General features: G+C 67.8%; 15 protein-coding genes. 11 read left to right on the top strand and 4 right to left on the bottom strand.

The window, feature by feature from the left end; genetic code table 11:
- Positions 1 to 29 precede the first annotated feature (29 nt).
- Positions 30 to 590: an RBBP9/YdeN family alpha/beta hydrolase gene (locus OKW40_RS10585; protein ID WP_429489647.1), complete on the top strand. Its 561-nt coding sequence runs from the start codon at positions 30 to 32 to the stop codon at positions 588 to 590.
- An 18-nt stretch (positions 591 to 608) separates the two neighbouring features.
- Here the strand turns inward: OKW40_RS10585 and OKW40_RS10580 are convergent, their stop codons facing one another.
- Entirely contained in the window at positions 609 to 1,829 is a 1,221-nt protein-coding gene (locus OKW40_RS10580; RefSeq protein ID WP_429491947.1) for a CaiB/BaiF CoA transferase family protein, read from the bottom strand.
- A gap of 289 nt (positions 1,830 to 2,118) precedes the next feature.
- On the opposite strand from OKW40_RS10580, the gene alaS reads away from it, so the two are divergent.
- A complete protein-coding gene (alaS, locus tag OKW40_RS10575) occupies positions 2,119 to 4,755 on the top strand; it encodes an alanine--tRNA ligase (RefSeq protein ID WP_429489645.1) in 2,637 nt (878 codons plus the stop codon).
- 160 nt (positions 4,756 to 4,915) lie between these two features.
- Here alaS and OKW40_RS10570 read toward each other — a convergent pair whose 3' ends face one another.
- Complete coding sequence (locus OKW40_RS10570) at positions 4,916 to 5,836, bottom strand: LysR family transcriptional regulator (RefSeq protein ID WP_429489643.1); 921 nt, start codon at positions 5,834 to 5,836, stop codon at positions 4,916 to 4,918.
- Between the two features lie 101 nt (positions 5,837 to 5,937).
- Here OKW40_RS10570 and OKW40_RS10565 point away from each other — a divergent pair, with 101 nt between their 5' ends.
- From OKW40_RS10565 to OKW40_RS10525, 9 genes are all read left to right on the top strand, one after another.
- Entirely contained in the window at positions 5,938 to 7,251 is a 1,314-nt protein-coding gene (locus OKW40_RS10565) for a YbfB/YjiJ family MFS transporter (protein ID WP_429489641.1), read from the top strand.
- 87 nt (positions 7,252 to 7,338) lie between these two features.
- Positions 7,339 to 8,370, top strand: a complete 1,032-nt coding sequence (locus tag OKW40_RS10560; RefSeq protein WP_429355872.1) for a threonine aldolase family protein — start codon at positions 7,339 to 7,341, stop codon at positions 8,368 to 8,370.
- Between the two features lie 126 nt (positions 8,371 to 8,496).
- Positions 8,497 to 9,027: an NUDIX domain-containing protein gene (locus OKW40_RS10555; RefSeq protein ID WP_090801064.1), complete on the top strand. Its 531-nt coding sequence runs from the start codon at positions 8,497 to 8,499 to the stop codon at positions 9,025 to 9,027.
- A 184-nt stretch (positions 9,028 to 9,211) separates the two neighbouring features.
- Complete coding sequence (locus OKW40_RS10550) at positions 9,212 to 10,360, top strand: iron-containing alcohol dehydrogenase (protein WP_429489639.1); 1,149 nt, start codon at positions 9,212 to 9,214, stop codon at positions 10,358 to 10,360.
- A 28-nt stretch (positions 10,361 to 10,388) separates the two neighbouring features.
- Positions 10,389 to 10,838 (top strand): acyl-CoA thioesterase, encoded by a 450-nt coding sequence (locus OKW40_RS10545; protein ID WP_429489637.1) that lies wholly within the window; start codon positions 10,389 to 10,391, stop codon positions 10,836 to 10,838.
- 4 nt (positions 10,839 to 10,842) lie between these two features.
- Positions 10,843 to 11,787, top strand: a complete 945-nt coding sequence (locus OKW40_RS10540) for a branched-chain amino acid ABC transporter permease (protein ID WP_429489635.1) — start codon at positions 10,843 to 10,845, stop codon at positions 11,785 to 11,787.
- Complete coding sequence (locus OKW40_RS10535; RefSeq protein WP_429489633.1) at positions 11,780 to 13,126, top strand: branched-chain amino acid ABC transporter permease; 1,347 nt, start codon at positions 11,780 to 11,782, stop codon at positions 13,124 to 13,126. The genes OKW40_RS10540 and OKW40_RS10535 overlap by 8 nt, the downstream gene beginning before the upstream one ends.
- Positions 13,123 to 13,923: an ABC transporter ATP-binding protein gene (locus tag OKW40_RS10530; RefSeq protein WP_429489631.1), complete on the top strand. Its 801-nt coding sequence runs from the start codon at positions 13,123 to 13,125 to the stop codon at positions 13,921 to 13,923. The genes OKW40_RS10535 and OKW40_RS10530 overlap by 4 nt, the downstream gene beginning before the upstream one ends.
- Positions 13,920 to 14,645, top strand: coding sequence for an ABC transporter ATP-binding protein (locus OKW40_RS10525; protein WP_090801053.1), 726 nt, complete (start codon positions 13,920 to 13,922; stop codon positions 14,643 to 14,645). The genes OKW40_RS10530 and OKW40_RS10525 overlap by 4 nt, the downstream gene beginning before the upstream one ends.
- 22 nt (positions 14,646 to 14,667) lie before the next feature.
- Here OKW40_RS10525 and iolB read toward each other — a convergent pair whose 3' ends face one another.
- Complete coding sequence (gene iolB / locus OKW40_RS10520; protein ID WP_429489630.1) at positions 14,668 to 15,468, bottom strand: 5-deoxy-glucuronate isomerase; 801 nt, start codon at positions 15,466 to 15,468, stop codon at positions 14,668 to 14,670.
- Complete coding sequence (iolE, locus tag OKW40_RS10515; protein WP_429489628.1) at positions 15,465 to 16,373, bottom strand: myo-inosose-2 dehydratase; 909 nt, start codon at positions 16,371 to 16,373, stop codon at positions 15,465 to 15,467. The genes iolB and iolE overlap by 4 nt, the downstream gene beginning before the upstream one ends.
- Between the last annotated feature and the right edge of the window lie 13 nt (positions 16,374 to 16,386).

The following is a 16,386-nucleotide window of genomic DNA, read 5'->3' as shown; positions in this document are numbered from 1 at the left end:
GGGCGATAAGCCGAATACGGGGAAGCACGATGAGCGAACACCAACCAACCACACTCGTACTGCCGGGCTATCTGGACTCCGGCCCAGGCCACTGGCAAACGCGCTGGGAAGCGCTCGATCCCGCGGTCGTCCGCGTGCAGATGCCGGACTGGGACCACCCTTCGCGCGACGCCTGGTGCCGCACGCTGGCCGCCGCGCTTGACGCCGTGGACGCGCCGGTCGTGTTCGCCGCTCACAGCCTCGGCTGTCTGACCACGGCGTTCTGGGCCTCGCAGTACGCAAGCGCGGCGCAGCTCGCGAAGGTGGCCGGCGCGCTGCTGGTCGCCGTGCCCGATCCGGACCAAGCGCACTTCCCGAGGGACGCGGGCGGCTTTGCGCCGGTGCCGCTCAACCGCCTGCCGTTTGCGACGATCGTGGTGGCGAGCAGCGACGATCCTTATGGCGGCGTGCCGTTTTCACGAACCTGCGCGAACGCGTGGGGCAGCCGCTGGATCGGGATCGGCGCGCGCGGCCACATCAACGCCGACAGCGGTCTCGACGATTGGGACGAGGGGCGCGGCTGGCTGGCTTCGCTAACGGCGATGCGCTGAGTCTCGCCGCCTCCTCGATCAGATCACCGCTTTGCGCTTCAACTCGGCAATCGTCTGCGCGTCGTATCCGAGCACGTCGCTCAGCACCCGCTCGGTATGCTCGCCGAGCAGCGGCGGATGGCTCAGCGCCTGCGGCGGCGTGCCGGTCATGGTGATCGGGTTGCGCACGAGCTTGACCGTGCCGCCCGACGGATGCGGCAGATCGACCTGCAGACCGCGCGCGACCACCTGCTCGTTGTCGAACACTTCGTCGAGGTTGTTGATCGGCCCGCACGGCACGCCGGCCGCTTCGAGCGCTGCGATCCATTGCTGCTTGCCCTGCAGGCGGACCATGTCCGCGAGCATCGGCACGAGCAGTTCGCGGTTGCGCACGCGCGCGGGGTTGGTTGCGAAACGCTCGTCGTCGCCGAGTTCCGGGCGGCCGCCCACTTCGACGAACTTGCGGAACTGTCCGTCGTTGCCGACCGCGACGATGATCCAGCCGTCGCTGGTCTGGAAGGTCTGGTAGGGCACGATGTTCGGATGCGCATTGCCCCAGCGCGCCGGCGGCTGGCCGCTCGCGAGATAGTTCGAGTTCATGTTGGCGAGCATCGCGACCTGCACGTCGAGCAGCGCCATGTCGATGTATTGGCCAACGCCCGTGCGGTCGCGGTGCGTGAGCGCGGTCAGCACCGCGATCGTCGAGTACATGCCGGTCATCAGGTCGGCGATCGCGACGCCGGCCTTCTGCGGGCCGCCGCCCGGCTGAGCGTCACGCTCGCCGGTGATGCTCATGAAGCCGCCGATCCCCTGCACGATGAAGTCGTAACCGGCGCGCTGCGCATACGGGCCGGTCTGCCCGAAGCCCGTCACCGAGCAGTAGATCAGGTCGGGCTTGACCTCTTTGAGCGAGTCATAGTCGAGGCCGTACTTCTTCAACTGGCCGACCTTGTAGTTCTCGAGCACGACGTCGCTTTGCGCGGCCAGTTCGCGCACGATCCGCTGACCCTCGGGCGACGCGATGTCGAGCGTGACCGAGCGCTTGTTGCGGTTCGCCGCGAGATAGTAGGCGGCCTCGCGCGTGTCCGCGCCGTCCGGCGTTTTCAGATAGGGAGGCCCCCAGTGGCGCGTGTCGTCGCCGACCTCGGGGCGTTCGATCTTGATGACGTCGGCGCCGAAATCGGCGAGCGTCTGCGCGCACCACGGACCGGCGAGCACGCGGGTGAGATCCAGCACGCGGATGTGACTGAGAGCGCCCATGTTCCTGAATGTCTCCTGATGGTTGCAGGCCGCGCGGCGAGCTGCCATGCGTTATTTCGCGCGAAGTCTCGTGGAAGTCATCTTAAGCGATTCGCGCTCGCGGGCGCAGTCAGCCGAACGTCATGGCGCGGATCGGACGAGCGAACACGCGAGCGCCAACCAGGCGGCGCGCGGTGCCGCGCGCGCTTGCCGATCCCGTATAATCAGTCGTTTAAAGAAACAGACAGTTGGCGCATCCCACCGACCGCCAGTCTCCGTCAGGAACCGTCAGGACCGCCCCCCGCCCGCTATGAAAGCCGCTGAAATCCGCGAGAAATTCCTCAAGTTCTTCGAATCGAAGGGCCATACGATCGTCCGTTCGTCGAGCCTCGTGCCCGGCAACGACCCGACACTGCTCTTCACCAATTCGGGGATGGTGCAGTTCAAAGATGTGTTCCTCGGCGCGGAATCGCGTCCGTATTCGCGGGCCACGACAGCGCAGCGCAGCGTGCGCGCCGGCGGCAAGCACAACGACCTCGAGAACGTCGGCTACACCGCGCGTCACCACACGTTCTTCGAGATGCTCGGCAACTTCTCGTTCGGCGACTACTTCAAGCGCGACGCGATCCACTACGCGTGGGAGCTGCTGACCGGCGTCTACCAACTGCCCAAAGACAAGCTCTGGGTCACCGTCTACCAGGAAGACGACGAAGCGCACGACATCTGGGCGAAGGAAGTGGGCGTGCCGGTCGAGCGCATCGTCCGCATCGGCGACAACAAGGGCGCGCGCTACGCATCGGACAACTTCTGGCAGATGGCCGACACCGGCCCGTGCGGCCCGTGCTCGGAAATCTTCTACGACCACGGCCCGGACGTGTGGGGCGGGCCGCCGGGATCGCCCGAGGAAGACGGCGACCGCTACATCGAAATCTGGAACCTCGTGTTCATGCAGTTCAACCGCGACGCGCAGGGCAACATGACGCCGCTGCCGAAGCAATGCGTGGACACCGGCATGGGCCTCGAGCGCATCGCCGCGGTGCTGCAGCACGTGCACAGCAACTACGAGATCGACCTGTTCCAGGCGCTTATTCAAGCCGCTGGCCGCGAAACCGGCGTGACCGATCTGGGCAACAACTCGCTGAAGGTGATCGCCGATCACATCCGCGCGTGCTCGTTCCTGATCGTCGACGGCGTGATTCCGGGCAACGAAGGCCGCGGCTACGTGCTGCGCCGTATCGTGCGCCGCGCGATCCGCCACGGCTACAAGCTCGGCAAGAAGGGTTCGTTCTTCCATCGCCTCGTCGCCGACCTGGTCGCGCAGATGGGCGACGCTTACCCTGAACTGAAGCAGGCCGAGCAGCGCGTGACCGACGTGCTGCGTCAGGAAGAAGAGCGCTTCTTCGAGACGATCGAACACGGCATGTCGATTCTCGAAGCCGCTTTGGCCGATCTCGACGCCGCAGGTGGCAAAACCAGCGGCAAGACGCTCGACGGCGAACTCGCGTTCAAGCTGCACGACACCTACGGCTTCCCGCTCGACCTGACCGCGGACGTCTGCCGCGAGCGCGAAGTGACGGTCGACGAATCCGCGTTCGACGACGCGATGGCGCGTCAGCGCGAGCAGGCTCGCGCGGCGGGCAAGTTCAAGATGGCGCAGGGCCTCGAATACTCGGGTGCGAAGACCACCTTCCACGGCTACGAAGAAATCGTCTTCGACGACGCAAAGGTCGTCGCGCTGTACGTCGATGGCGCGTCGGTGCAGCAGGCGCAGGCCGGCCAGCAGGCGGTCGTCGTGCTCGATCACACGCCGTTCTACGCGGAGTCGGGCGGCCAGGTCGGCGACCAGGGCGTGCTCGCGAACGCCAGCACGCGCTTTGCGGTCGTCGATACGCTGAAGGTTCGGGCCGACGTGGTCGGCCACCACGGCACGCTCGAGCAGGGCACGCTGAAGCTCGGCGACATCGTCAAGGCCGAAATCGACGCGGTGCGCCGCGCCCGCACGGCGCGCAACCACTCGGCCACGCACCTGATGCACAAGGCGTTGCGCGAAGTGCTCGGTTCGCACGTGCAGCAGAAGGGCTCGCTCGTCGACGCCGACAAGACCCGCTTCGACTTCGCGCACAACGCGCCGATGACGGACACGCAGATCCGCCGCGTCGAGGAAATCGTCAACGCCGAAGTGCTGGCGAACGCGCCCGGCATCGTGCGTGTGATGTCGTACGACGAGGCGGTGAAGGGCGGCGCAATGGCGCTGTTCGGCGAAAAGTACGGCGACGAAGTGCGCGTGCTCGACCTCGGCTTCTCGCGCGAGCTGTGCGGCGGTACGCACGTGAATCGCTCGGGCGACATCGGTTTCTTCAAGATCGTGATGGAAGGTGGCGTCGCGGCCGGTATCCGTCGCGTCGAGGCGATCACCGGCGACAACGCGGTGCGCTACGTGCAGGAGCTCGAAGCGCGCGTCAACGCGGCCGCGGCCGTGCTGAAGGCACAACCGGCGGAACTCACGCAGCGCATCGGCCAGGTGCAAGACCAGGTGAAGGCGCTCGAGAAGGAACTGGGCGCGCTGAAGTCGAAGATGGCGTCGAGCCAGGGCGACGAACTCGCGGGCCAGGCGATCGAAGTCGGCGGCGTGCATGTGCTCGCGGCGACGCTCGAAGGCGCGGACGTGAAGACGCTGCGCGAAACGGTCGACAAGCTCAAGGACAAGCTGAAGAGCGCGGCGATCGTGCTCGCGTCGGTGGAAGGCGGCAAGGTCAGCCTGATCGCGGGTGTGACCGCCGACGCCAGCAAGAAGGTCAAGGCGGGCGAACTGGTCAACTTCGTGGCCCAGCAGGTGGGCGGCAAGGGCGGCGGCCGTCCGGACATGGCGCAGGCCGGCGGTACCGAGCCGGCCAACCTGCCGGCGGCGCTCGCGGGCGTCAAGGGCTGGGTCGAAGGGCAGCTTTGATTCTGATGGTCGGTTGAGTCCGGCTCGACGCGAAGTCGAGCCGGGTTCGACGAAGGGGCCACGCGGTGCGCCAGCAGGACTGGCGCGTTGCGTGGCCCCTTCGCTTTTGCCGAAGCCGACCGGGTTGCGTCGAACCTGGTCGGCGGGGCGGATTCAACGATCAGACCACATTCGCATCCGCGGACGCCACCGCATCCACCTCGGCCGTCCCTTCCTGCGACGCCACCAGCGTGCGTCGCAGCGCATTGAGCGCCGACGAAAAATGCCCGCGTCGCCACACCAGCAGCGTGTCGATCATGCCGATATCGGGCAATTCGTGCACCGCGATATTGCTCCTGTCGGTCGCCAGATCGAGCACCGAGCGCGGTGCGACCGCGACGCCCGCGCCGGCCGCCACGCACGCGACGATCGCGTGATACGAGCCGAGCTCCAGCACCCGTTGCGGCCGCGTGCCGTGCTCCAGATACCACTTCTCGATATACGCGCGATAAGCGCAGCCCCGCTCGAACGCGATCAGCGTCGATAGCGCGATGTCGCGCACTTCGCGGATCGGCCGATGACCGCGCGGCGTCAGCATCACGAGTTCCTCGCGGAAGATCGGCACGGTCTCGAACAGATCGCCGAGCGTGGCCGGATCGAGCGGCGTCGCGACCAGCGCCGCATCGACCTCGAACTCGCGCACCCGCTCGATCAGCCTGCCGGTCGTGCCGGTCTCCAATTCCAGTTCGACGGCCGGCCATTGCTGGTGATATTGCGCGAGCAGGCCCGGCAGACGCGTCGCCGCGACGCTTTCCATCGTGCCGAGACGCAGACGCCCGCTCGGACGATCCTCGCGCACCGCGTGCCGGGCCTCGTCGGCGAGCGCGAGCAGCCGTTCCGCGTAGGGCAGCAGCGTCTCGCCGGCCGGCGTCAGCACGAGGCGGCGGCCGTCGCGGATGAACAGCTCGGTGCCGAGCTGCTCCTCGAGCTGCTTGATGCGCGTGGTCACGTTCGATTGCACGCGATTGAGCTTCGCCGCGGCGCGCGTCACGCCGTTTTCGCGCACGACCGCGCGAAAGATGGTCAAAGCGGCCAGATCCATGATTCTCTCCCGGCGATGAATAACATCGTAATTATTCATTTTTCGTGATTTAAAGGTCAAGCTAATATGGATTCATACCATCGCCGATTGACCGTCCGATCATGAACGATCTCGCTTCCCACGCGTACCCGCGCTTCCACGAGCCGCACGCCGCCCGGCGCGCGGCGCTCGCCTGCATGGTCACGCTGGCCGTCGCGCTCGGTATCGGGCGCTTCGCATTCACGCCGCTGCTGCCGCTGATGCTGCACGGCGCCGCACTCGGCCAGCCGCAGATCGATATCCAGCATGGCGGCTGGCTCGCGTCGTTCAATTACGCCGGCTATTTCGCCGGCGCGATGACCTGCGCGGCGCTGCGGGTCGAGCCCGCGCGGATGGTGCGCGTCGGACTCGCCGCGACCGTGCTGCTGACGCTCGCGATGGGCGTCACCGGCCAGTTCTGGGTGTGGGCGCTGGTGCGCTTCGTCGCCGGCGCGGTCAGCGCATGGACCTTCGTGTTCGCGTCGCAGTGGGGCTTGCGGCGGCTCGCCGAACTCGGCGCGCAGGCGTGGAGCGGCGTCATCTATACGGGGCCGGGCTTGGGCATCGTCGGCACCGGCTTGCTGGTCAGCGTCGCGGGCGGCTATGGCGCGGTGGTCGGATGGATCGGCTTTGCGGTGATCGGCGCGGTGCTGTCGGTGCTGGTGTGGCCGGTGTTTGGCGAAGCGCGGCGTGCGGGAACAGCGAAGCCTGCCGCTGCAAGCTCCGCAACCGCAAAGCCCGCCACCGGATCGCGCGCCAGCGCAAACCAGCCGCCTCGTACGGCCGGCATTCAGACGAGCCATGCCGTCCACCGCGCCGACGCGTTCTGGCTGGTCGTGCTCTACGGTATCCCGGGCTTCGGCTACATCATCACCGCGACCTTTTTGCCGGTCATCGCGCGCCACGCGTTGCCGGGCTCGGCGTGGCCGGACCTGTTCTGGCCGATGTTCGGTGCGGCGCTGATCGTCGGCGCGTTGCTCGCCGCGCGTTTGCCCGTGCATTGGGACAACCGCGCGCTGCTCGCGGGCTCGTATGTGCTGCAGGCGCTCGGCATCGCGCTGGGCATCGTATGGCCGACGGCGGGCGGGTTCTCGCTCGGCAGCATCCTGATCGGCCTGCCGTTCACCGCGATCACGCTATTCGCGATGCGCGAGGCGCGGCGTCTGCGCGGCGACGACGCGGCCGGGCTGATGGGTTATGCGACGGCGGCCTATGGCATCGGTCAGATCGCGGGTCCGTTGGTGGCCGCGCCGATTGCCGCGCACACGGGGTCGTTTTCGCTGGCGCTGTGGCTTGCCGCGGGCGCGCTGCTGGCGGGGGCGGCGGGCCTGATCGCAGTGACGCGCGTGCCGCGTGGCCCGCGCCGTGGCCGCATGCCGGATTGCGGTTGCAGCTAAGACGCGAAAACAAATCTCGCACGAGCGCACTAAAATGACCGCTTTCCGTCATTCCCTCGCGCCTGTCGCCGGGCGCGTCGCTCGACCATGCAACATTTCGCGTCCGACAACTACGCCGGCATCTGTCCCGAAGCGCTCGACGCGCTGATCGCAGCCAACAACAGCGGCCACGAGCCGTCCTACGGCGACGACTCCTGGACCAACCAGGTCTGCGACCGTCTGCGCGACCTGTTTCAGACCGATTGCGAAGTGTTCTTCGTGTTCAACGGCACGGCGGCCAATTCGCTCGCGCTCGCGTCGCTGTGCCAGTCGTACCACTCGGTGATTTGCCACGAACTCGCGCACATCGAGACCGACGAGTGCGGCGGTCCCGAGTTCTTTTCGGGCGGCTCGAAACTGCTGACGGCGCCGGGCATCGCCGGCAAGCTCACGCCCGATGCGATCGAGTCCATCGTCACGCGGCGCGCCGATATCCACTATCCGAAGCCCAAGGTCGTCACGCTGACGCAGTCCACCGAGGTCGGCACCGTCTACAGCGTCGAGGAAGTGCGCGCCATCGCGGCGATCGCGAAGCGTCGTCATCTGAAGGTGCACATGGACGGCGCGCGCTTCGCGAACGCGGTCGCCGCGCTCGACGTGCATCCGTCGGAAATCACATGGCGCGCGGGCGTCGACGTGCTGTGTTTCGGCGGCACCAAGAACGGCTTGCCGGTCGGCGAGGCGGTGGTGTTCTTCGACCGCGCGCTCGCCGACGATTTCGCCTATCGGCTGAAGCAGGCGGGGCAGCTCGCATCGAAGATGCGCTTCATCTCCGCGCCGTGGCTCGGCCTGCTCGACAACGACGTGTGGTTGCGCAATGCGCGTCACGCGAACGCGATGGCGCGTCTGCTGGAGACGCGGTTGCAGGAAATCCCCGGCGTGAGCATCATGTTTGCGAGCGAATCGAACGCGGTGTTCGCGCAGTTGCCGCCGCATGCCGCGAAGGCGATGCGCGCGCGCGGCTGGAAGTTCTACGAGTTCATCGGCGCGGGCGGTTGCCGGCTGATGTGCGCGTGGGACACGCAGCCCGACACGGTCGAGCGTTTCGCCGCCGACGTGCGTGAGCTGTGCGTCGCGTGATGGAAGACGCGTGAGCTTGCTGGAACCCGAGTTACCACCGGCGCCTCGATGCACCACTCGGCACACGCGCAAAGCCACCCAACTACGCCCCGCCAGAAAACACGAAACAAAGAGACGTCCCCCGCCATGACCGAGTACCGATTCTGTCCCCGCTGCGCGAAACCCTTGACCGAACGCGCCGACCCCGACCACGAGGGCGGCCGCGTCCGTCAGAGCTGTCCCGATACCGAGTGCGGCTACGTCCATTGGAATAATCCGCTGCCGGTCGTCGCGGCGATCGTCGAGTACGAGGGCAAGATCCTGCTTGCGCGCAATGCCGCGTGGCCCGAGGGCATGTTCGCGCTGATCACCGGCTTCCTCGAAAACGGCGAGACGCCGGAGCAGGGCATCGCGCGCGAAGTAATGGAGGAGACGTCGCTGCACGCCGGGTCGGTCGAGCTGATCGGCGTGTACGAATTCATCCGCAAGAACGAGCTGATCATCGCGTATCACGTAAAGGCGCATGGGACGATCGCGCTGTCGCCCGAACTGCTCGAATACCGGCTCGTCGAGCCCGCGAAGCTGCGGCCGTGGCGCGCGGGCACCGGCCAGGCGCTCGGCGAATGGATGCGGCGACGCGGGTTGCCGTTCGAATTCGTCGAGCGGCCGGGGCAGTGAGGCGTTCGGCCCATCGAGCCGCAACATTAGCCAGCACACAGCCGACGCAGAAATCACAGCCAACATGGAGACAGCCCACAACGCACGCGACACCACACGACTCGGCACATCCATCGACGCATCACCGAACCGATCATCCACGTCAATCGGCGGTCAATGAGCGCACGCTCAGGGAGAAAACGGCATGGCCTACATCTACTACCTGACCCATATTCATCTGGGCTACGACGCACTGTCGCAACTGTCGTCCGAGTGCACGCGCATCGGCATCGAGCGGCCTCTGGTGATCAGCGACAAGGGCGTCGTCGCGGCCGGCATTGCGCGGCAGGCACTCGACGCGCTGAAGCTCGGCGACGTGCCGCTGTTCGACGACACGCCGTCGAACCCGACCGAGGAAATGGTGCTCGCGGCCGCCCAGGTGTATCGCGACGAGCGCTGCGACGGGCTGATCGCGGTGGGCGGCGGTTCGTCGATCGATCTCGCGAAGGGCGTCGCGATCGCGGCCACGCATCCGGGGCCGCTCACGCAGTACGCGACGATCGAAGGCGGCAGCGCGAAGATCACCGACGCCGTCGCGCCGCTGATTGCGATTCCGACCACGGCCGGCACTGGCAGCGAAGTCGCGCGCGGCGCGATCGTGATCCTGAACGACGGCCGCAAGCTCGGCTTTCACTCGTGGAATCTCCTGCCGAAATCGGCGCTGTGCGATCCCGGTCTCACGCTCGGCCTGCCGCCGGGGCTGACCGCCGCGACCGGCATGGACGCGATCGCGCATTGCATCGAGACCTTCCTCGCGCCGGCCTTCAATCCGCCCGCCGACGGTATCGCGCTCGACGGCCTCGAACGCGCGTGGCACAGCATCGAGCGCGCGTGCGCGGACGGCCGCGATCGCGAGGCGCGCCTGAACATGATGAGCGCGTCGATGCAGGGCGGGATGGCGTTCCAGAAGGGCCTCGGCTGTGTGCACTCGCTGTCGCATCCGCTGGGCGGCCTGAAGGTGAACGGCCGCACGTCGCTGCATCACGGCACGCTGAACGCGGTCGTGCTGCCCGCGGTGCTGCGCTTCAACGAGCGCGCGCCGAGCGTGGTGGCCGAGCGTCGCTATGCGCGCATGCGTCGCGTGATGGGGGTGCCCGAGCATACGGATCTCGCGCAGGCGCTGTTCGACATGACGGCGCGGCTTGGACTGCCGACCGGCCTCAGGCAAATGGGCGTCGACGAAAGCATGTTCGACAAGGTCGTGCAGGGCGCGCTGGTCGACCATTGTCATCGCACGAATCCGCGCGAGGCGAGCGCCGACGACTATCGCCGCATGCTGACCGAGTCGCTGTGATCCTCGCCTCCACCCACCGCCACGTCCGATGAACAAACCCGCCCCCGCCGGCCGCGCCGCGTACCCGCACTTCCTGCCGATCACCACGCGCTGGATGGACAACGACGTCTACGGCCACGTGAACAACGTCGTCTACTACAGCTATTTCGACACCGTCGTGAACGAGTATCTGGTCCGCGCGCGCGTACTCGATTTCGAACACGGCACGACGATCGGGCTGGTCGTCGAGACGCAGTGCAACTACTTCGCGCCGCTCGTGTTTCCCGATCGCATCGACGCGGGCTTGCGCGTCGCGCGGCTCGGCGCGTCGAGCGTGCGCTACGAGGTGGGGCTATTTCGTGACGGCGACGCCGAGCCCGCCGCGCAAGGGCACTTCGTGCACGTCTACGTGGATCGCGCGACGCGCCGTCCCGTGAACCTGCCCGCCGAGCTGCGCGCGGCGCTCGAACCGTTGTGCGTCGTCGGGCCGGCGGACTAGACGCGTGCAGTCGTTCATCATCACTCTGCTCAACGGCCTGAGCTACGGGCTGTTGCTGTTCATGCTGTCGGCCGGGCTGACGCTGATCTTCAGCATGCTCGGCGTGCTCAACTTCGCGCATGCGAGCTTCTATATGCTCGGCGCGTACGTCGGCTTTTCGGTGGCGGCGCGCGCCGGCTTCTGGAGCGCGTTGGTGGTTGCGCCGCTCCTCGTCGGGCTGCTCGGCGCGGCGCTCGAACGCTGGCTGCTGCGGCGCGTGCGCGGGCGCGGGCACGGGCATCTGCCCGAACTGCTGCTGACGTTCGGCGCGGCCTATCTGCTCGGCGAATTCGTCAAGCTCGGCTGGGGGCTCGGTTCGCTGTCGGCGAGGATTCCGGCGGTGCTCGACGGTCCGCTGTTCTCGCTGTACGGTGCGGTCTTCACGCGCTACCGCGCGTTCATGATGGCGGTGTCGCTCGCGATGCTCGCGGCGCTCGTCGCGATGCTGCGCGTGTCGAAGACGGGCTTGATCGTGCGCGCCGCGCTCACGCATGCGCAGGCCGTCGAAGCGCTCGGGCACGACGTGCCGCGCGTGTTCACCGGCGTGTTCGCGGCCGGCACCGCGCTCGCCGCGCTGGCCGGCGTGATCGGCGCGCCGCTGTTCGTCATCGAGCCGGCGATGGCGGAGTCGCTCGGCTCGATCGTGTTCGTCGTCGTCGTGATCGGCGGGCTCGGGTCGCTGAGCGGGGCGCTCGTCGCGTCGCTGCTGGTGGGGTGCCTGCAAACGCTGGCGGTCGCGAGCGATCTGTCGTTGGGCGACGTGGTGTCGCTCGCCGGCGCCGTGCTGCCGCCCGCATGGGATGCGCTGACGCTCGCGCAACTGGCGCCGCTGCTGCCTTACCTGCTGCTCGTCGCGGTGCTGGCGACGAGGCCGCGCGGGCTGTTCGGACGGCGTGACGATCATGCGTAAGCGGAGCGGGTCGTCAAGCGCGCTGGAAAGCGAGGTGCCGCCTCGCGGGGGCGGCCGTGCGCTCGCGCCGTGGCTCGCGCTCGTCGCCTTTCTGGCCGTACCGCCTTTCATCTGGCCGCACGGCTGGCTGCTCGGCTATCTCGCGCAAAGCGCGACGATGATCGTGTTCGCGCTGTCGTACAACCTGCTGCTCGGCGGGACCGGGCTGCTGTCGTTCGGGCACGCCGCTTATGCGGGGCTTGGCGCGTTGATCGCCGCGCGGGTGTTCAACGCGGGCGGCATGCCGCTGGTGCTGCTGCCGTTGGTCGGCGGCATCGGCGGCGCGCTGTGCGGCGTGCTGTTCGGCTTCATCGCGACGCGCCGTGCCGGCACCGCATTCGCGATGATCACGCTCGGTCTCGGCGAGCTCGTCGTCGCGGCCGCGTGGACGCTGCCGGGCTGGTTCGGCGGCGAGGCGGGCGTCGCGATCGATCGCGCGAGCGGGCCACTCTTCGGCGGCTGGAGCTTCGGTCCGGCGCGCGAGGCCTATGCGCTGATCGCGCTTTGGTGCGTCGTCGCCAGTGTCGCGATGTTCGCGCTGTCGCGCACACCGTTCATGCGGCTCGCGAACGCTGTGCGCGACAACCCGGCGCGCGCGGCGGCGATCGGCTGCTATCCGCGGCGGGTTCGCTATGGCGTGATCGTGCTGTCGGCGTTTTTCGCGGGCGTCGCGGGCACGCTCGGGCTGATCAATATCGAGCTCGTATCGACTGAGAGCGTCGGCATGATGCGCTCGGGCGCGGTGCTGATCGCGACCGTGATCGGCGGCACGGCGGCGTTCTTCGGGCCGGTCGCGGGGGCGATCGTGCTGACGTTTTTCAGCGTGGTGGTCGCCAGTGTCACGCGGGCGTGGCTGTTCTATCTCGGGCTGTTTTTCGTCGTCGTCGTGCTGGCCGCGCCGGATGGGCTCGCCGGCTTTGCCTCGCGGCAGACGGCGCGGATTGCCGCCAACGGCTGGCGACGTTGTCGCGCCGCGTATTGGTGGAGCGCGGCGGCGGGGTTGCTGTGGCTCGCGGCCATCGTGTTCGCGGTGCAGTGGGCCTATGCGGCGCAGTTCGGCGCGGACGAAGGTGCGGCTTCAGGTGGGTTGTTCGGCGCATGGTTCGGCGCCGGTGCAGGTGCGGGCGCTGGCGCGGGTACCGATGTCACCGTCGCGCCGCCGCTGTCGCCGCTTCCTCTTGCGCTGGCGCTCGTTGCGCTCGCCGCTCTGGCTGCGCTGACCACGCGCCATGCGCTGCGCGCGCATGCGCGCGTCACGGCCCACGCACGCGCGGCACGATTCCCCGGAGCCGCACGATGATCCCCGCACTCGCGCTCCACGGCATCGAAAAGCGTTTCGGCTCGACGCAAATTCTGCGCGGCGTCGATCTCGCGATCGAGCCAGGCGAGCGGCACGCGCTGATCGGCCCGAACGGCGCGGGCAAGTCCACGCTGTTCAACCTGATCGGGGGCGGCGCGCGGCCGAGCGCGGGGCGTATCGACCTGTTCGGCGCGGACATCACGCGGCTCGCGCCGGCCGCGATCGCGCGCCGTGGCCTCGCGCGCAGCTTTCAGAGCACCAGCGTGTTCGCGCGGCTATCAGTGTTCGACAACCTGCGCTGCGCGGCGCAGCTTGCCGAGCGCGATCGCACGCGCTGGTGGCAGCGTCTGACCGGCACGGCCGCGGTCGATGCGCGCGCGGCCGACGTGCTCGACGCGGTCGGCCTCGGCGCGCGCCGCGACGTCGCGGCCGGCACGCTCAGCTACGCGGAGCAGCGCGCGCTCGACCTCGGCATCGCGCTCGCGGGCGGCGCGCACACGCTGCTGCTCGACGAACCGACGGCGGGCATGAACCGCGCGGAAGCGGCACGCGCGATCGAGCTGATCCGCGACACCACCGCCGGCCGCACGCTGCTGATGGTCGAGCACGACATGGATGCGGTGTTCGCGATCGCCGATCGCATTTCGGTGCTGGTGCAAGGGCGCATCATCGCAAGTGGATCGCCGGCCGCGATTCGCGCCGACGCGGCGGTACGGGCCGCGTATCTGGGTGAACGCTTCGACGTCGGCTCAGGCGCGCGGGCGGGTGATGAACCGGACCACGGAGCAGGCCGATGAGCGCGCTGCTCGACATTTGCGACCTGAATGCGTGGTATGGCGCGAGCCAGGCGTTGCACGGCGTCACGCTGAGCATCGAGCCCGGCGAAGTGGTCGCGCTGGTCGGCCGCAACGGCTCGGGCCGCTCGACGCTCGCACGCGCGATCATGGGCCTCGTGCGCTGCGAGGGCGAACTGCGTTTCGCGGGGCGTTCGCTCGCCGGTCGGCGCACGTTCGAGATCGCGCGGCTCGGGCTCGGCTATGTGGCCGAGCATCGCGACGTGTTCGCCGCGCTGAGCGTGCATGAAAACCTGCTGCTCGGCATTGCGCCGGCTGCCGCATCGCGTGCGCGCGGCCGCGCGCCGCGCTTCACGCTCGACGACGCGTACGCGCTTTTTCCCGTGCTCGCCGGGCGCAAGCGCACGCGCGCCGGCGCGCTGTCGGGCGGCGAGCAACAGATGCTCGCGCTCGCGCGGGCGCTGCTCGGAGATCCCGATCTGCTGTTGATCGACGAGCCCGGCGAAGGTCTCGCGAGTCTCGTGATGCAGCAGGTCGCCGCCTGTCTGCACGCGCTGCGCGAGCGTGGCGTCGCGATGTTGCTGATCGAGCAGCGGCTCGTGATCGCGCGGGACATCGCGTGCCGCGTCGCGGTGATGGGGCACGGCGAGATCGTGTTCGACGGCGCGCTGGCGTCGTTTATGTCGCGCGACGACGTGATGCGCGAATGGCTCGGGGTTGGCTGACGCGCGACTACGAACAAATTAGTCAAGCATCCTTGTTGATGATCCATTCGTGCGCCGGATCGTTATGGAAATGCCAGACCCGCTGGCTGCCCGCCATCACGTTCAGATAATACGAGTCGTAGCCGTACGGCACGATGACCGGGTGATAGCCGCGCGGCACCATCACGACGTCGTGATCCTCGACGGCCATCGATTCGTCGATATCGCGTGAGTCGGTGTACACGCGTTGGAATGCGAAGCCTTGCGGCGGATCGAGCCGGTGGTAATAGGTTTCTTCGAGCGAGCTTTCGAGCGGGATATTGTCGGTGTCGTGCTTGTGCGGCGGGTAGCTCGACGCGTGACCGCCCGGCGTTCTCACTTCGACCACCAGCAGCGATTCCGCCGGCTCGGTGTGCGGAAGAATGTCGCATACGTAACGCGTATTCAGCGCCTTACCGCGCGTCGAGCGCTTCATCGACGCCGGCTCGATCAGCCGCGCCGGATACTCGCCCCTGGCCGGCGCGCTCGCGACACCGATCTCCGCGTCGCGGCATGCGCGCACCGTCGCGCGCACATTCGGCGGCACATACACCGCGTACGGCGCCGCGTCTTCGAACACGCTGTCGCGTGAACCGAGCGAGCTCCACGTCGTGCCCGGCGTTTCGATATCGACCGCGCCGCTCAGCACGACGATGCACGCTTCACGCGCCGGCTCGAACACGTAGACGAGTTCGTTCGCGCCGAGCCGGTACGCGGCGAATCCCACATAGCGCCAGCAGGCCGACTGCGGCGTCACGCGCGCGATCGTCTGGCCTTCGCGCTCTGCCTTCACTAATAAGCTCATGCTGCCTCCTTGCCGAGCGGCGCATCGACGAGCGCCCGCAAAGTTCCATATCCCTTCTGCGCATAGTCGAACGGCGGCGCGACCACCGGGTCCTGCTCCGCTTCGACGACGAGCCAGCCGCAATAACCGTGCCGCTTCAACCGGTCGATCAGCGCCGGAAAATCGACCGCGCCGTCGCCGGGCACCGTGAACGCACCGGCGATCACCGCATCCAGAAAACTCCAGTTGCGATTGCGGGCGAGCTTCATCACGGCGGGGCGCACGTCCTTGCAGTGCACGTGGCAAACGCGCGCGATGTGTTGGTCGAGCACGGCCAACGGATCGCCGCCCGCCAACGTGATGTGCCCGGCGTCGAACAGCAGGCCGACCGCGTCGCCGGTGCGCGCCATCAACTGATCGACGTCGGCCGGCGTTTCGACGTACGCGCCCATATGATGATGATAGGCGAGCCGCACGCCGCGACTCAGCGTATAACGCGCGAATTCATCGACGCGTGCCGCGTAGCCGGCCCATTGCGCGTCGCTGAAAAAGCGCGGCCGTTGATACAGCGGGCGCGGCGCGCCCTGGATCGAATCGGCGACTTCGCCATACACCATCACGGTCGCGCCGTTCTGCGCGAGCAACTCCAGATGCGCGCCGACCGCGTCGATTTCTTCGGCGACGCTGCGCCTGGCCAGTTGTCCCGAGTACCAGCCGGACACGAGCGCGAGGTCGTATTGCGCGAGGAGCGTTTTCAGCGCTTGCGGCTCGCGAGGAAACTTGTTGCCGAGTTCGAAGCCCTGATAGCCGATCTGGCGACCCTCGGTCAGCGCGACTTCGAGCGGCGTCTCGCCGCCGAGCGACGGCAGGTCGTCGTTCATCCACGACAGCGGGTTGATGCCGATGCGTACGTCGAAAGCAGTCATGCCGGAGTCCTCA

The organism is Paraburkholderia sp. RAU6.4a (assembly GCF_050435625.1).
GTDB lineage: Bacteria > Pseudomonadota > Gammaproteobacteria > Burkholderiales > Burkholderiaceae > Paraburkholderia > Paraburkholderia tuberum.
The sequence above is the reverse complement of the archived record's forward strand: the minus strand, read 5'-3'. Positions and strand labels throughout refer to the sequence as shown.

Excerpts from the sequence above, each read along its gene's own strand:
- OKW40_RS10560 (WP_429355872.1), top strand. The coding sequence starts at position 7,339 with ATGCAACATTTCGCGTCCGACAACTACGCCGGCATCTGTCCCGAAGCG.
- iolE (WP_429489628.1), bottom strand. The coding sequence starts at position 16,373 with ATGACTGCTTTCGACGTACGCATCGGCATCAACCCGCTGTCGTGGATG.
- OKW40_RS10555 (WP_090801064.1), top strand. The coding sequence starts at position 8,497 with ATGACCGAGTACCGATTCTGTCCCCGCTGCGCGAAACCCTTGACCGAA.
- OKW40_RS10545 (WP_429489637.1), top strand. The coding sequence starts at position 10,389 with ATGAACAAACCCGCCCCCGCCGGCCGCGCCGCGTACCCGCACTTCCTG.
- OKW40_RS10525 (WP_090801053.1), top strand. The coding sequence starts at position 13,920 with ATGAGCGCGCTGCTCGACATTTGCGACCTGAATGCGTGGTATGGCGCG.
- OKW40_RS10585 (WP_429489647.1), top strand. The coding sequence starts at position 30 with ATGAGCGAACACCAACCAACCACACTCGTACTGCCGGGCTATCTGGAC.
- OKW40_RS10550 (WP_429489639.1), top strand. The coding sequence starts at position 9,212 with ATGGCCTACATCTACTACCTGACCCATATTCATCTGGGCTACGACGCA.
- OKW40_RS10535 (WP_429489633.1), top strand. The coding sequence starts at position 11,780 with ATGCGTAAGCGGAGCGGGTCGTCAAGCGCGCTGGAAAGCGAGGTGCCG.
- OKW40_RS10530 (WP_429489631.1), top strand. The coding sequence starts at position 13,123 with ATGATCCCCGCACTCGCGCTCCACGGCATCGAAAAGCGTTTCGGCTCG.
- OKW40_RS10565 (WP_429489641.1), top strand. The coding sequence starts at position 5,938 with ATGAACGATCTCGCTTCCCACGCGTACCCGCGCTTCCACGAGCCGCAC.
- iolB (WP_429489630.1), bottom strand. The coding sequence starts at position 15,468 with ATGAGCTTATTAGTGAAGGCAGAGCGCGAAGGCCAGACGATCGCGCGC.
- OKW40_RS10570 (WP_429489643.1), bottom strand. The coding sequence starts at position 5,836 with ATGGATCTGGCCGCTTTGACCATCTTTCGCGCGGTCGTGCGCGAAAAC.
- alaS (WP_429489645.1), top strand. The coding sequence starts at position 2,119 with ATGAAAGCCGCTGAAATCCGCGAGAAATTCCTCAAGTTCTTCGAATCG.
- OKW40_RS10580 (WP_429491947.1), bottom strand. The coding sequence starts at position 1,829 with ATGGGCGCTCTCAGTCACATCCGCGTGCTGGATCTCACCCGCGTGCTC.